The following is a 13,991-nucleotide window of genomic DNA, read 5'->3' as shown; positions in this document are numbered from 1 at the left end:
AAATCAGATCAATATGGATAAAGGATGATGGTCATGGGAATCCGTGCTTTTTTTAAACTGGTGGAAATTCAGACGAAGGTTGCCAGCATGATCCCGTTCCTGTTCGGAACCTTGTATGCGCTGTTTCGTTTTCAGCAGTTCAATGGGTATCATTTTGCCCTGATGCTCGCATCATTGCTGTCGTTTGATATGGCAACAACGGCGATCAATAATTATTACGATTACAAAAAAGCGATTAAAAAGAACGGCTTCGGTTACGAGCAGCATAATGCCATCGTACGTTATAACCTGAAAGAGCCGGCGGTTGTGTCCGTCATCGCTCTGCTGCTGCTGACGGCCGTCGGATCCGGCATAGCGCTGTTCCTGTCCACTGGCTGGTTAATTCTGCTGCTTGGCGGAATGTCCTTCGCGGTAGGGATATTATATTCGTTCGGACCGATTCCGATTTCGCGGATGCCGCTAGGCGAGCTGTTCTCCGGATTGTTCATGGGGTTTGTCATCATCTTCATCTCGGCTTGGATCCATGCTGAGGGCAGCCATCTGGCGGTTATGGATATTCAAGGGAGCGTCCTCTCCCTTCAGGTGAACCTGCCCGAGGTGCTGCTGCTGCTGGTCGTGTCATTGCCGGCCATTCTCGGGATTGCCAACATCATGCTGGCCAATAACATCTGCGACATGGATGAGGATTTGGAGAACAGACGGTATACGCTGCCGGTATATATCGGCTTCAAGCATTCGCTGAGACTGTTCCGGGTTCTATACTGCCTTGCTTATCTGGACTTGGCGGCTCTTCTTCTGATGAAGGTGCACCCTGTGCTGGTTCTGCTGGTGTTCGTCACCATTGTCCCGGTATATAAAAAAGGAGCCGCATTCACCGCACATCCATCCAAAGAGAAAACCTTCGTGATCGCGGTGCAAAATTTCGTGGTCATGAATTTGGCCAGGATCGCGGCGCTGGCTGTGGCCGTGACATTGACCTCGCTTTCGCTTTTCTAACCGAATCCCGTTCGTTTTACCAGAAGCAGGCATAGCCTGCTTTTTTTCTTTATACAATGAGGTATGGACTTCAGAGGAGCGGAAGAAACTAGGAACAGAGGAGGTTTCGGTCATGAAGCATTGGCAATCCGTACAAGCGGTACTCTTGCCTGCGGCGATTGCATTCATCCTGCTTGGCCTGTTGATGGGGCTCCAATCGCAAGCTCGTTATAAGGTAGGCGCTGTACCCGCGGCGGTGCCTTATCACAGCCGCGAATTAAGCGATGCCGGCTTAGTGGATTCCCTGATGAGTCTACCTCTGAATCTGCAGATAAGCCGGGCGGACTATGAAGAAGGCGCTTTGACGCTGGATATCAAATTGAGCGATGCCGCGGAGACGGCCTCCGAGGTTTACGAGGACATCGCCAGCATTATGTCCTATTCGTTCGATGGCACGGATAATGTGAGGCAGCTGTATCTCAGGGTGGTTGCCATCGATCGCTGGGGAGGAAAACGATATATGCTGCTGGCCTCGAATATGAACAGGGAAGCATGGGATTCACGCTATGCGGAAGTCCTAACCCAGCTGGAGGACGAGGATGTGCCGCCTTCCGTCGCTGCTGCCCTGAACCTGACCTTTACGAATCTTTGGCCAAAGCAGTTCAGCGGCCCTGGAAAGGGGTAAAATAGTAGATGACAGGGCATGTACGTGCCCTGAACATGTGTTATAATAGATTGGATTGTGGGCTCAATTGGACAAAAGAACATCAAGTGCACGGAGGCTGAGAATGAAACCGTATCGCGTACCAGAACTGGCAGAGAAATATATAAACTATGATATGATTCAGAACCACACGGAACTTCCGGGTTTTCCGGATGCCCGTGTTCATTTGTTATACATATTTTTAATGGATTCGGGACGGAATATTGCCGGACACGAAGAATTGTACGCGCTGGTTACCTCACTGGTTCAGGTGGGACTCGATACGCATGAAAGCATCGACGTTACGGAAGGCAATCAAGGAGAGGCAATGATGCGATCCCGGCAGCTGAAAGTGCTCGCAGGGGATTACTTCAGCAGCCGTTTTTATCAGCTCCTGGCCCTGAAGGGCGAAATTGCCGTCATCTCGCTTCTGAGCAAAGCGGTTAGCGAAGTGAACGTGATGAAGATGAGATTATACGGCAAAATGAAAAAAAACCTGCTGCCTTCTGAAGAATATCTACAGCTAACGGTACAGCTGAATATGCAGCTGTTTCTTTCTTTTACTCCGCTGCTTGAGGTGTCCGTGCAAGAAACATGGGAGAAGCTGCTCAAGGAAATTACGGAATGTGAAACGCTTGTGCAGGAGATGGAACGCTGTGCGACGCCTGACATCGGCAGATGCGGCTACGCGTACTGGCATCTGATCGAGTCGGGAAGCGACGAGGAACGGAAAATGCTGGTGGGCAGAAAAACGGATATGAAGGATTGGCGGAAGCTGATTCTGAAGCATAAGGCTTCGGAGAAGCTGCTGGACAAGCTCCGGGAATCCGTCAGCGCCGTACAGCAGCTGCTGGGAGGCCGCGTGGGCGAGAGCCCGTACGCCGGTGTGCTGGACCCGTTTCTGAAACGGCTCAGCACATATCGGTCCGTCGTAAGTGAAGGGTAGGGGGATGCAGTGGATAATCAAACAACCAAGTTAGACGCAATCAAGCATGACGGCAAAAATCCGAAAGAGCAGTACGTCCATTCCGTCTTCGAAAGCATATCGGGCAAATACGACCTGATGAACGACATTCTCAGCTTTCGAAGACATAAAGCCTGGCGCAAGTATACGATGAAAAAGATGAACATGCGCCATGGCGATACGGCCATCGACCTATGCTGCGGAACTTGCGACTGGACGATTAGCATGGCCCAGGCAAGTGAATCCGGACACATAGTCGGACTCGACTTCAGTGAGGGGATGCTGAACGTCGGCCGGGAGAAGGTTGCCAAGCATGGACTCGAACCACAGATCGAGCTGGTTCAGGGAAACGCCATGAGCCTGCCGTTCGAAGATAACCAATTCGATTACGCGACGATCGGTTTCGGTCTTCGCAATGTGCCGGATTACATGCAGGTTCTGCATGAGATGAAACGCGTGGTTAAGCCCGGCGGGATGGTGGTATGTCTCGAACTGTCCAAGCCGACTTGGCAGCCGTTCAAAGGCATTTATTATTTTTATTTCCAACAAGTGCTGCCTCGGATGGGGAAACTGGTAGCCAAGCGTTATGAGCAGTATAAATGGCTGCCCGAATCGCTGGCTTTGTTCCCGGGACGAGAGGAGTTAGCCGAAGCTTTCCGTCAGACCGGACTTCAACAGGTTCAGGCCTTTCCCTTGACTGGTGGCATAGCAGCCTTACATATTGGGATCAAGGAGAATCTGGATGTTTAAGAAAATAGGAACTTATCTTGAAATGATTAAAGTGGAGCATACGCTGTTTGCTCTGCCTTTCGCTTTTATGGGGGCGATTCTAGGATCGGCCGTCGTGTTTGACCGATTACCGTCCTGGGGAGATATCGGTTGGATCTTTCTTGCCATGTTCGGTGCGCGAAGCGCAGCTTTCGGACTCAACCGGCTCACCGACCAACATATCGATGCCAAGAACCCCCGCACGGCTAATCGCGCCATTCCGGCAGGCCTGCTGAAGCCGCTGGAGGTCATCATATTTATTATTCTGTCTTTCGCCGTGTTTTTCTGGGCTACTTACATGCTGGACCCGTTTGCTTTCCGTTTGCTGCCTATCGCTATTTTCATGCTTATCATTTATTCCTTTACCAAACGGTTCACATGGCTTTGCCATCTGGTGCTCGGGCTTACAACGGCGCTTGCACCGCTGGGCGGATGGGTTGCGGTAACCGGTCAAATCGACTGGAAGGCGATGGTGTTTTATATCGCGCTTGCGTTTTGGACAGGCGGATTTGATATCGTTTATGCATGCCAAGACGAGAAGTTTGATGCAAAAGAAAGGCTGTACTCGATTCCTTCCCGGTTCGGCCTGCACAAAGCGCTCTGGTTCGCTCGCGGGTTCCACGTCGTTACGGCTGTCGGTTTTATCGTTCTTTTCTTTGTAACGCCGGTGGGCTGGTGGTATTTGGCGGGCATGGTGATCGCTTGCGGAATTTTGTTCTACCAGCACTACATCTTGTCGCCAAATGATATGAGCCGCCTGCAAACCGCGTTCTTTACCATGAACAGTACGCTGAGCATCATTCTGTTCGTATTCACTCTCATTGATTTGGTGGTGCGTTATATCTGATGAAATCCATGCGCAGAAAGAGCTGGGTTGTCGGCATTACGGGGGCCAGCGGCAGCATATACGGGGTTCGTCTAACGGAGACCCTGCTCTCGCTGGGCTACGATGTGCAATTGATTATCTCTAATGCGGGCTGGCGCGTGCTGAAGGAGGAAATGGGCTTTCAGGCGGGCAACCGCGAGGAAGTGCTGGCCGAGAAATTCGGCGGTTTCGAGGGGAACGTGATATACCATCCGATCTCCGACATCGGAGCTACGATTGCCAGCGGCTCTTACCTGGTGGAAGGCATGATTATCATGCCATGCTCGATGGGCACGTTATCCTCAGTGGCGCACGGATCTTCCGATAACCTGATGGGCCGCGCCGCCGACGTCATGATGAAGGAGGGCCGTCCCCTGGTGCTTGTCCCGAGAGAAACGCCGCTGCATGCCATTCACCTGGAGAACATGCTGACGCTGGCCAAGCTTGGGGTCAAAATCATTCCGGCGATGCCAGCCTTCTATCACGGACCGAAAACGATTGATGATATCGTCCATTTTCTGGTCGGCAAGGTATTGGACAGCTTACGCATCGAACATGAATTGTACACCAGATGGGGTGACTAGCAACAACAATGGTTCAGGCATTAACCTGTGCTGCGATTTGATGAACGACAACAGGAAGGGTTACGCTTAAATTTCAAGTTCGCATCAGAGCTTGGCCTGCTGAAATCGCAAGGTAGCGCCGGAGTTATGGAATGAGAATCTAAGCATACGGGTGAAGAGATGAAACGATTTGACATATTCGGAACATTAAAAAAAGATATGGACGTTATCGAGAGGGAGCTCTACCTCAGCGTCGAAGGCGACAGTCCCGAGCTGACAGAGACTTCCCTGCATCTGCTTAGAGCAGGCGGCAAGCGCCTCCGTCCCGTTTTTGTCCTGATGGGCGGCAAATTCGGCGACTATGACATTGATAAGCTGAAGCATGTGGCCGTGCCGCTGGAGCTGATCCACAGCGCTTCCCTCGTTCATGACGACGTGATTGACGATGCGGACACGCGGCGCGGCAAACCCACGGTGAAGGCCAAGTGGGACAACCGGATCGCCATGTATACCGGCGATTATATTTATGGCAAGGCGCTCCAGTTGACGACTCACCTGAAACAGCCTGAAATTCATCAGATTCTGGCCAAGGCCATGGTTGAGATGTCCATTGGCGAAATGGAGCAGATACGTGATTTCTTTAATACCGAACAGGACGTCAGAAGATATCTTCTCCGCATCCGCCGCAAGACGTCGCTCCTGATTGCCGTCAGCTGCCAGCTCGGCGCGTTGGCTGCGGATGCGGACCGCAAGGTGGCCAACAGCCTGTATCGATTCGGATATAATGTCGGCATGGCATTTCAGATTCAGGACGATCTCCTGGATCTGTGCGGGACGGAGAAGCAGATTGGCAAGCCCCCGGGGAGCGATATGAGACAGGGAAACATTACGCTGCCCGTCATTTTCGCTCTCGAGGACAGCCAGCGGAGAGAGCCGCTGCTGCAGGAGCTGGAACGGATTCATGCACTAAATGGCCAGTGCGATGTATCGGGCGCCGTAAAGCTTGTAACCTCAAGCGAAGGCATATCGAGATCCGAGGCGCTGGCTGATCGGTATATAGGTAAAGCATTGGCTGCATTGGATACGCTGCCTGACATCAAGACCAAAAAACAGCTTAGAGATATCGCAAATTTTATTACAAAGCGGTCATATTAGCCTTACCCATGAGGTTGCTTTCTGTTAAAATACGGGTACAAACATGTAACATCACCTGAGCATGGAATGAAGGTTCAATTGTTCAATTACCTAGGATGAGGGGAAGCGTGATGAGGCCTATGGAACGTACTTTTTTAATGATTAAACCCGATGGTGTGCAGCGTGGGCTGATCGGCCGAATCGTCGGCCGTTTGGAGGATAAAGGATTCAAGCTGGTTGCGGGCAAGTTTATGCAGATTTCGGACGAGCTGGCCAAGCGCCATTATGCGGAACATGAAGGCAAGGATTTTTTCGATAACCTGGTAGGGTTCATCACGTCCGGACCGGTGTTTGCGATGGTTTGGGAAGGTGACGACATCATCGCTTTGTCTCGCCAGGTCATCGGCAAAACGAATGTGAAGGATGCGCTGCCAGGTACGATACGCGGGGATTTTTCAGCCCATACGCCGCATAATCTGATTCACGGATCGGATTCGCCTGAAAGCGCGCAGCGCGAGATCGCCAATTTTTTTGATGATCGGGAATTGGTTGAGTACAACAAGACGCTGTCCCCTTGGCTGTAAGCGAAGCGGGAAGCGGAATAATCTGATTAACAGGATGATACGATGACGGAACATGAACCAGTACTGGAGGATCCCGATTATATCGGCTTTGTTCGCAGCATCGAGCGAAGCACGGGGATCAACCTTGCCGATTACAAGGAAGCGCAGATGAAGCGAAGGCTGACGACGCTGCGCATGAAGAAGGGGTTTGAAACCTTTTCGGCCTTTTACGATGCGATGATGAAGGACAAGCCGCTCTTTCATGAGTTTTTGGACCGGATGACAATTAACGTCTCGGAGTTTTGGCGCAACCCGAACCGGTGGGAAGTGCTCCGGGACAAAATATTGCCGGAGCTGGCCAAGCAGAATCCCGGGGTGTTGAAGGTTTGGAGCGCTGCCTGCTCGACCGGCGAAGAGCCCTATACGCTTGCCATGATCCTGGCGGAACAAAACATGCTGGGCCGGGCGCGCATCATGGCGACCGATATCGACGACGGTGCGTTACATAAAGCGAAGGAAGGCCTGTATGTCGAGAGGTCACTCAAGGACGTCCCTTCCGGAGTAGCCGCCCGCTATTTTAAGGAAGAGGGCTCGCTGTATCGATTCAGCGAGAACTTGAAGAAGGAGGTCTCCTTCCACAAGCAGAATCTGCTTACGGACCGGTTCGAAGCCGGGCATGATCTGATTGTCTGCCGGAACGTGATGATTTATTTCACGGAAGGGGCCAAGCACAAGCTGTATCAGAAATTTGCCGCGAGCCTGAAGCCGGGCGGGTTTCTGTTTGTGGGCAGCACCGAACAGATCTTTAATCCGGGGCAGTACGGCCTGGAAAGCAACGAGACCTTTTTCTACCGTAAAATTCAATAGAGACGGCAGTCTTAACGCATAAAGCGCTTTTCAATCCGCAGGATGAGAGGCGCTTTTGCTCGTTTGTCGACATTCTTGTCAAAGCGTTAGACCTATACTATAATGAGCAGAAGATGTTCACGGAGTTTAGCGGTTTAACGCTTAAAAGCCTAAAGGGGGAAAAGCATCATGAGCTTACGGTTTTTAACCGCTGGGGAGACGCACGGACCTCAGCTGACAACTATAATCGAAGGGCTTCCAAGCAACTTGGAGCTTGATTTCGACGCACTGAACTTTCAGCTCCATCGTAGACAGAAGGGGTACGGCCGGGGACGCCGCATGCAGATCGAGAAGGATACCGCGCAAATCCTTGGCGGTGTGCGCCACGGCTATACAACCGGTGCGCCGCTCGCGCTGGTCGTCCAGAATAACGATTGGAAGCATTGGCAGAACATTATGAACGTGGAGCCGATTGAGGGCAACGACGAGGCGAAGAGACGGGTTCATCGTCCAAGACCGGGTCATGCCGACCTGAACGGCGGATTGAAGTACAACCTGAAGGATCTGCGTAACGTGCTGGAACGCTCCAGCGCCCGTGAAACCACGGTCCGCGTTGCCGTTGGCGCTATCGCCAGACAATTCCTGGCGCAGTTTGGCGTCAAAGTGGCTGGCCAGGTCATCCGGATCGGCGAAATCGAGGCTCCCCCGCACAATCTTTCGATCGATGAGCTGATCGAGCGTACGGAAGCTTCTTCGGTTCGCGTGGTAGACGAAGAGACCGAGAAGAAGATGGAAGCCTACATAGACGAGATCAAAAAAGAAGGCGACTCCATCGGCGGCATCGTGGAATGCATCATCGAAGGATTGCCGGTCGGATTGGGCAGCCATGTCCAATATGACCGCAAGCTGGATGGACGCATCGCGCAGGGCGTGATGTCGATTAACGCTTTTAAGGGCGTTGAGGTAGGCATCGGATTCGAAGCAGGCGAGCTGCGCGGCTCCCAGGTGCATGACGAGATTATGTACAGCGAGGAGCGCGGATACCACCGTGCGACCAACCGCCTGGGCGGATTCGAGGGCGGGATGACAAACGGCATGCCGATCGTCGTGCGCGGCGTCATGAAGCCGATTCCGACGCTGTACAAGCCGCTTCAAAGCGTGGATATCGACACGAAGGAAGCTTTTACGGCTCAGGTTGAACGCTCGGATGCCTGTGCGGTTCCGGCAGCAAGCGTCGTGATGGAGCACGTTGTGACCTGGGAGGTAGCTAAGGCGTTCCTTGAGAAGTTCGGCGGCGATTCGATGGAGGAAATCCATGCGAATTACCAAAACTACCTGAAACAGCTGGAGAACTACTGATATGAGGACATTACATGTGGAACTGGGAGAGCGTTCCTATCCGATTTATATCGGTGCGGGGATATTGAATACCCTTGGCGAGCTGAGCGCGAAGCATGGCATAACCCGCAAGAGCCCGCATCTGATCGTAACGGATGATCAAGTGGCGCCTCACTATTTGGCGCAAGTGGAGGAGCAGCTGAAATCGGAAGGGTACACGGTCATATCCCATATCGTCCCTTCCGGCGAGTCCTCCAAGTCGCTACAGGTCTATGAAGAGGTTATGACCACGGCCATCAACGGCAAGCTGGACCGCAGCTCGGCTGTCTTCGCGCTGGGCGGAGGCGTTGTGGGCGATTTGGCCGGATTCGTTGCGGCGACATACATGCGCGGCGTGACGTTTGTTCAGATCCCGACCACGATCCTTGCCCATGACAGCAGCGTAGGCGGCAAAGTGGCGGTGAACCATCCTCTGGCCAAAAATATGATCGGCGCTTTTCATCAGCCCGTCATGGTGGTTTATGACGTGAATACGCTGATGTCGCTCCCGGCGCGCGAGGTGTCTTCAGGCCTTGCGGAAATGGTGAAGCATGGCTTGATCCTGGACCGGGATTTTGCCTATTGGTGCCGGGAGAACGGCTCCAAGCTGCTGAGCCTGGAACCGGAAGCTTTGATCTACGGCCTGGAGCGCGGCTGCGCGATCAAGGCGGACGTGGTATCCCAGGATGAGCGGGAAGGCGGCCTGCGCGCCATTCTTAATCTGGGGCATACCATTGGCCATGCCATCGAAGCCGTTGGCGGTTACGGCCGATTCTTGCACGGCGAGGCGATTGCAATCGGCATGGCGGGATCGGCCCGACTTGCTGAGAAGCTTGGCAGACCTGCGGATCTGCACGAAGAGACGGTGAGCATGCTGAAGGCGGTGAATCTGCCGGTAATCTTGCCGGATGACGTCTCGGTCGATCGCATCATGGATGCCATGCAGCATGATAAGAAGTTCGCCGAGGGGCAAATGGTATTTATCGTTCCGGAATCCATCGGTTCCGTCAGCATCGTTAAGGATGTACCGGTAGAAGCTGTTCGATCCGTGGTCGAACAGTTGAAGGGAGAGGGATAGTTCATGATGAATCGGGGAATCCGGGGGGCGACAACCGTCACCCGCAACGATGAGCAGGAGATCGTACAGGAGACGCTGCGTCTGCTGGAAGAGATGGTGAGACGCAACGAGCTACAGCCTGAATATATCAGCAACATATGGATTACGATGACGCAGGATTTGGATGCAACGTTCCCGGCCAAGGCGATACGCCAGCTGGAGGGCTGGGATCTCGTCCCTTTGATGTGTTCGGTTGAAATCCCCGTTCAGGGCAGTTTGCCGCGCTGCATCCGGTTTATGGTGCAGGTCAATACGGACAAAAGCCAGAGCGAGATCAAGCATGTGTATTTGAACGAAGCCAAGCGGCTGCGTCCGGATTTATCGGGCTCCAACGCTTGATATTGAAAATTAGGGTTGCGGTAACACGGCATTATCCTGTATAGTGATATCAGAATAGCTGAGTAGAGTTAGGTTTTACAGATGAGTTGAGTTGAGAAGAGCTGAGGCATTTTAGGGAGTAACATCATCGGGTTTTAGGATACACTTGATTTCATGATGAATCTTACGGCATGTTCGTACGGCCGGTTACAGGTCTATTTCTTGTATCCGTTCCATGGAACGTCAGCGCTGTAGGTTGTCGATGAACGGGTTGAATGTCCTTTGACCGCGCTCTTTTTTCATAGACTTATTCTGAACGTTAACCTCTACTTCGGTAGAGGTTTTTTTGTTGTATACATTCATTAAGGAGGGATTGACATGGCGAATCCATCAATGGAGCAAGTGGTGGCAATGGCAGGTGATTACAACCTGATTCCGGTAGCGATCAGACTGTTAGCCGATATGGAAACCCCGATTCGCATTTTTCAGCGCTATGCGGAGCGGAAACGGGCATTTTTACTAGAGAGCGTTGAGGGCGGCGTACAGTGGGCACGGTATTCGTTCATCGGAACAGACCCCTTCTTAATGATAACGGGTAAAAAAGGAAAGATCGAGATTGAAAAGAACGGGGAACGTTCCTTGCTGGAAGGCAAGCCCGTCGAGGAGCTCAAAGCGCTGCTGCGTACGTACCGCAGCCCGCAGCTGAAGGAGATGCCTCCTTTTACCGGAGGGGCCATCGGATTTTTTGGATATGATCTGCTTCAATATTACGAGAAGCTGCCTGCACACGCGATGGATGATCTCGGGATGGATGATATCCGGTTCATGTTTTGCGATCAAGTCATTGTCTTCGACCGCGTGAAGCAGCAGATCATGCTGGTCGGCAACGTGCACGTGAAACCCGGAGATTCGGACGACACCATCCGTCAGACCTATATGGATGTATGCCGTACCCTGGAAGCGGCGGCCGAACAGCTGCAGGATCAGGGGCCGCGGGAGAACGTGAACTCCAGAGGCATCCCGGCCGATGTCGACATGGGCGATATTAAATCCAACATGACCAAAGAGAAGTATCTCTCCAATGTGGAGCAAGCGAAGGAATATATTCGTGCAGGCGACATTTTTCAAGTTGTGTTGTCCCAGCGCTTCCATATCGAGACCGAAGTATCGCCGCTTCACGTCTACCGGGTGCTGAGAACGATGAATCCTTCGCCGTACATGTATTATCTCAAAATGGACGACGACATTATCGTGGGAACGTCTCCTGAAGCCTTGGTGAAGGTGGATGGACGAAGGCTGGAAACAAGACCGATCGCGGGCACAAGGCCGAGGGGCAGCAACGAAGCCGAAGACCAGGCGCTGGCGGATGATCTGCTGCAGGACGAGAAGGAACGCGCGGAGCATTTGATGCTGGTGGATCTCGGCCGCAACGATCTGGGCCGCGTATCGGAGTTCGGCACGGTGAAATGCGATACGTTCATGGAGATTGAAAAATACTCCCACGTGATGCATATGGTATCCAGCGTATCCGGCCAGCTGAGCGAGAATAAGGATTTCTTTGATGCTTTTCTGTCCTGTTTGCCGGCAGGAACGGTATCCGGAGCTCCGAAACTGCGGGCAATGGAGATCATTGCCGAATTGGAGCGGGAAGCGAGAGGCGCATATGCCGGGGCTATCGGTTATCTGGGCTTTGGAGGCAATATGGATTCCTGCATTACGATCCGCACGATCATTTTTCGCCAGGGCAAAGCTTATGTTCAGGCAGGGGCCGGAATCGTATGGGACTCGGTTCCCGAGAAGGAGTATGAGGAAACCATGAATAAAGCCAAAGGGATGCTGAAGGCGATCCGCGTCGCGGAAGCGATGTTTCCGTCCAGCACGGGGGCCAACGACTTAATCAATCAGGATTATCTGTATCAATATACACCTTAACATGAAGGAGGAGATCGTAATGAACGTGATGGAGACGATGCAATCCAGCCTTTCAAAGCTGATCGGCGGTCAGGATCTGAGCCGGGACGAGGCCCGCGGGGTGATGCAGACGATAATGGAAGGCCATGCGACCCATTCTCAAATCGGCGCGCTGCTGACGGCCTTAAGAATGAAGGGAGAAACCGTAGAAGAGATAACCGGTTTTGCCGAAGCGATGAGAGGCGCGGGCGGACGTGTCGTTACCGAGCGGAACCAGCTGCTCGATACATGCGGCACCGGAGGATCCGGCATTCACAAGTTTAACATTTCTACCGTATCCGCCATTATCTCCTCCTCGGTTTCGGTCAGAGTGGCCAAACACGGCAACCGATCGGCATCGGGCCGGGCGGGCAGCGCCGATGTGCTGGAAGCGCTTGGCGTCAATATCCACTTGACCGCAGAACAAGCCACAGCCTGCCTGAACGATATCGGAATCTGCTTCCTGTTTGCCCAAATTTATCATCCGTCAATGAAACATGCGGCTGCTCCTCGCAAAGAGCTCGGGGTCCGGACCGTATTTAACATGCTGGGGCCACTGACGAACCCGGCGGGCGCGGACCGGCAGATGCTCGGGATATACGATATGAACAAAACGGAAACCATTGCGCAGGTCCTCAAAGAGCTCGGTTTGAAGCGAGCCATGGTAGTGACCAGCCACGATGGGCTGGATGAAATCAGCGTCTCGGCGCCTACCCGGGTATCGGAGCTCCGGGGCGGAGAAGTCCGCACTTATGATATCCACCCCCATGATTTGGGGCTGTCGGTTCATCCGATGAACGATATCCTGGGCGGCGATGCACAAGAGAATGCGGCCATCATCGGCTCGGTACTGCGCGGAGAACGCAGTGCTTATCGGGACATCGTGCTTGCCAATGCCGGTGCCTGCATCTATGTATCGGGACTTGCGGATAGTTTGGCCGAAGGCGTGCAGCGTGCAGCGGGAGCGATTGATTCCGGGCTGGCGCAGTCCAAGTTGGAGCAGCTGATCTCAAGAACGGGGGAAATGAGTTATGTATCTTGATCGAATCGTAGAAACGAAACGCAATGAGGTTGCACAGCTGCGAGAAACGTTCAGCATCTCGGAAGCAGAGAGGCAAATAGCGGATTTGCCTCCGACTCTCGGGTTTGAGAAGGCGTTGTCCATGGGACGCAAACGCAGCATGGGGTTAATTGCCGAGGTCAAAAAGGCTTCGCCCTCCAAAGGGTTGATTCGTCCCGACTTTGACCCGGTTATGATCGCCAAGGCTTACGAAGCAGCCGATGCCGATTGTCTGTCCGTGCTGACGGATAAGGACTACTTTCAGGGAAGCGGAGAATATCTGCAAGCGGTAAGGGCGGCCGTCAACATCCCGCTGCTGCGCAAAGATTTCATTATCGACGAGACTCAGATTTACGAAGCGCGCCTGCTGGGTGCGGACGCCGTTCTCTTGATTGCGAGCATCCTTGCGCCGCAGCGTATAGCGGAGTTCATTGACGTTGCAGGCTCGATCGGGTTGGATTGCCTGATTGAGGTTCACGACGGGCAAGAGCTGGAATCGGTACTCGGACTGGGAACGGCCCGTCTGATCGGGATTAACAACCGTAATCTGCGGACCTTTGAAACCTCATTGCAGACAACGGCAGATATCGCGGCGCAGGTTCCGCAGGAAGTGACGCTGATCAGCGAAAGCGGAATATCGAGCCCGGCCGACATTTCCTACTTGCATTATGTGGGAGCACACGGGGTTCTGGTCGGGGAACATTTCATGCGCCAACAGGACGTGTTCCGTGCTGTGAACGATCTGATGGGACCGCTGCCGATAGCTGCAGACATGGAATAAAGGGGAC

At 53.1% G+C, this 13,991-nt stretch carries 15 protein-coding genes; all 15 read left to right on the top strand.

From position 1 onward, the window contains the following. The first annotated feature begins 33 nt into the window (after positions 1-33). The 15 genes from JNUCC32_RS14385 to trpC all read left to right on the top strand — a co-directional run bounded on the left by JNUCC32_RS14385 (position 34) and on the right by trpC (position 13,984). Positions 34-996 (top strand): prenyltransferase, encoded by a 963-nt coding sequence (locus JNUCC32_RS14385; RefSeq protein WP_096773278.1) that lies wholly within the window; start codon positions 34-36, stop codon positions 994-996. A 112-nt stretch (positions 997-1,108) separates the two neighbouring features. Further along, positions 1,109-1,660 carry a hypothetical protein gene (locus JNUCC32_RS14380; RefSeq protein ID WP_192572473.1) on the top strand — a complete coding sequence of 184 codons (552 nt, stop codon included), beginning with the start codon at positions 1,109-1,111 and terminating at the stop codon, positions 1,658-1,660. Between the two features lie 103 nt (positions 1,661-1,763). After that, positions 1,764-2,624 (top strand): heptaprenyl diphosphate synthase component 1, encoded by an 861-nt coding sequence (locus JNUCC32_RS14375; RefSeq protein WP_015734527.1) that lies wholly within the window; start codon positions 1,764-1,766, stop codon positions 2,622-2,624. Positions 2,625-2,633: 9 nt separating this feature from the next. Continuing rightward, positions 2,634-3,392, top strand: a complete 759-nt coding sequence (locus tag JNUCC32_RS14370; RefSeq protein WP_096773280.1) for a demethylmenaquinone methyltransferase — start codon at positions 2,634-2,636, stop codon at positions 3,390-3,392. Next, entirely contained in the window at positions 3,385-4,257 is an 873-nt protein-coding gene (locus JNUCC32_RS14365) for a UbiA-like polyprenyltransferase (RefSeq protein ID WP_009595147.1), read from the top strand. Before JNUCC32_RS14370 ends, JNUCC32_RS14365 begins: the two co-directional genes overlap by 8 nt. Then, on the top strand, positions 4,257-4,859 hold the full coding sequence (locus JNUCC32_RS14360) for a UbiX family flavin prenyltransferase (RefSeq protein WP_015734528.1): 603 nt from the start codon (positions 4,257-4,259) through the stop codon (positions 4,857-4,859). The genes JNUCC32_RS14365 and JNUCC32_RS14360 overlap by 1 nt, the downstream gene beginning before the upstream one ends. 159 nt (positions 4,860-5,018) lie before the next feature. After that, on the top strand, positions 5,019-5,993 hold the full coding sequence (locus JNUCC32_RS14355) for a polyprenyl synthetase family protein (RefSeq protein ID WP_009595187.1): 975 nt from the start codon (positions 5,019-5,021) through the stop codon (positions 5,991-5,993). Between the two features lie 119 nt (positions 5,994-6,112). Further along, positions 6,113-6,556, top strand: a complete 444-nt coding sequence (gene ndk / locus JNUCC32_RS14350; RefSeq protein WP_009595207.1) for a nucleoside-diphosphate kinase — start codon at positions 6,113-6,115, stop codon at positions 6,554-6,556. 42 nt (positions 6,557-6,598) lie between these two features. Beyond that, a complete protein-coding gene (locus tag JNUCC32_RS14345) occupies positions 6,599-7,402 on the top strand; it encodes a CheR family methyltransferase (RefSeq protein WP_015734531.1) in 804 nt (267 codons plus the stop codon). 168 nt (positions 7,403-7,570) lie between these two features. Beyond that, a complete protein-coding gene (aroC, locus tag JNUCC32_RS14340) occupies positions 7,571-8,740 on the top strand; it encodes a chorismate synthase (protein ID WP_015734532.1) in 1,170 nt (389 codons plus the stop codon). A 1-nt stretch (position 8,741) separates the two neighbouring features. After that, positions 8,742-9,836, top strand: a complete 1,095-nt coding sequence (aroB, locus tag JNUCC32_RS14335) for a 3-dehydroquinate synthase (protein WP_015734533.1) — start codon at positions 8,742-8,744, stop codon at positions 9,834-9,836. Between the two features lie 3 nt (positions 9,837-9,839). Continuing rightward, positions 9,840-10,214 (top strand): chorismate mutase, encoded by a 375-nt coding sequence (aroH, locus tag JNUCC32_RS14330; protein WP_009595253.1) that lies wholly within the window; start codon positions 9,840-9,842, stop codon positions 10,212-10,214. Between the two features lie 357 nt (positions 10,215-10,571). Beyond that, positions 10,572-12,125 carry an anthranilate synthase component I gene (trpE, locus tag JNUCC32_RS14325; RefSeq protein ID WP_192572472.1) on the top strand — a complete coding sequence of 518 codons (1,554 nt, stop codon included), beginning with the start codon at positions 10,572-10,574 and terminating at the stop codon, positions 12,123-12,125. 19 nt (positions 12,126-12,144) lie between these two features. Continuing rightward, the gene (trpD, locus tag JNUCC32_RS14320) at positions 12,145-13,185 is read left to right on the top strand and encodes an anthranilate phosphoribosyltransferase (protein ID WP_096773283.1); all 1,041 of its coding nucleotides are present in this window, start codon (positions 12,145-12,147) and stop codon (positions 13,183-13,185) included. Continuing rightward, positions 13,175-13,984, top strand: coding sequence for an indole-3-glycerol phosphate synthase TrpC (gene trpC / locus JNUCC32_RS14315; protein ID WP_036665632.1), 810 nt, complete (start codon positions 13,175-13,177; stop codon positions 13,982-13,984). The genes trpD and trpC overlap by 11 nt, the downstream gene beginning before the upstream one ends. Positions 13,985-13,991: the final 7 nt, after the last annotated feature.

Origin of the sequence: Paenibacillus sp. JNUCC32 (assembly GCF_014863545.1) — a bacterium.
Classification (GTDB): domain Bacteria; phylum Bacillota; class Bacilli; order Paenibacillales; family Paenibacillaceae; genus Paenibacillus_AQ; species Paenibacillus_AQ lautus_A.
This window is presented reverse-complemented; position numbering and strand designations above follow the sequence as displayed.

What these genes read in the sequence shown, in the direction of transcription:
- aroC (WP_015734532.1), top strand. Translation starts at nt 7,571, where the DNA reads ATGAGCTTACGGTTTTTAACCGCTGGGGAGACGCACGGACCTCAGCTG.
- trpE (WP_192572472.1), top strand. Translation starts at nt 10,572, where the DNA reads ATGGCGAATCCATCAATGGAGCAAGTGGTGGCAATGGCAGGTGATTAC.
- trpC (WP_036665632.1), top strand. Translation starts at nt 13,175, where the DNA reads ATGTATCTTGATCGAATCGTAGAAACGAAACGCAATGAGGTTGCACAG.
- JNUCC32_RS14360 (WP_015734528.1), top strand. Translation starts at nt 4,257, where the DNA reads ATGAAATCCATGCGCAGAAAGAGCTGGGTTGTCGGCATTACGGGGGCC.
- JNUCC32_RS14380 (WP_192572473.1), top strand. Translation starts at nt 1,109, where the DNA reads ATGAAGCATTGGCAATCCGTACAAGCGGTACTCTTGCCTGCGGCGATT.
- JNUCC32_RS14365 (WP_009595147.1), top strand. Translation starts at nt 3,385, where the DNA reads ATGTTTAAGAAAATAGGAACTTATCTTGAAATGATTAAAGTGGAGCAT.
- ndk (WP_009595207.1), top strand. Translation starts at nt 6,113, where the DNA reads ATGGAACGTACTTTTTTAATGATTAAACCCGATGGTGTGCAGCGTGGG.
- aroB (WP_015734533.1), top strand. Translation starts at nt 8,742, where the DNA reads ATGAGGACATTACATGTGGAACTGGGAGAGCGTTCCTATCCGATTTAT.
- JNUCC32_RS14355 (WP_009595187.1), top strand. Translation starts at nt 5,019, where the DNA reads ATGAAACGATTTGACATATTCGGAACATTAAAAAAAGATATGGACGTT.
- JNUCC32_RS14345 (WP_015734531.1), top strand. Translation starts at nt 6,599, where the DNA reads ATGACGGAACATGAACCAGTACTGGAGGATCCCGATTATATCGGCTTT.
- aroH (WP_009595253.1), top strand. Translation starts at nt 9,840, where the DNA reads ATGATGAATCGGGGAATCCGGGGGGCGACAACCGTCACCCGCAACGAT.
- JNUCC32_RS14385 (WP_096773278.1), top strand. Translation starts at nt 34, where the DNA reads ATGGGAATCCGTGCTTTTTTTAAACTGGTGGAAATTCAGACGAAGGTT.
- JNUCC32_RS14375 (WP_015734527.1), top strand. Translation starts at nt 1,764, where the DNA reads ATGAAACCGTATCGCGTACCAGAACTGGCAGAGAAATATATAAACTAT.
- trpD (WP_096773283.1), top strand. Translation starts at nt 12,145, where the DNA reads ATGAACGTGATGGAGACGATGCAATCCAGCCTTTCAAAGCTGATCGGC.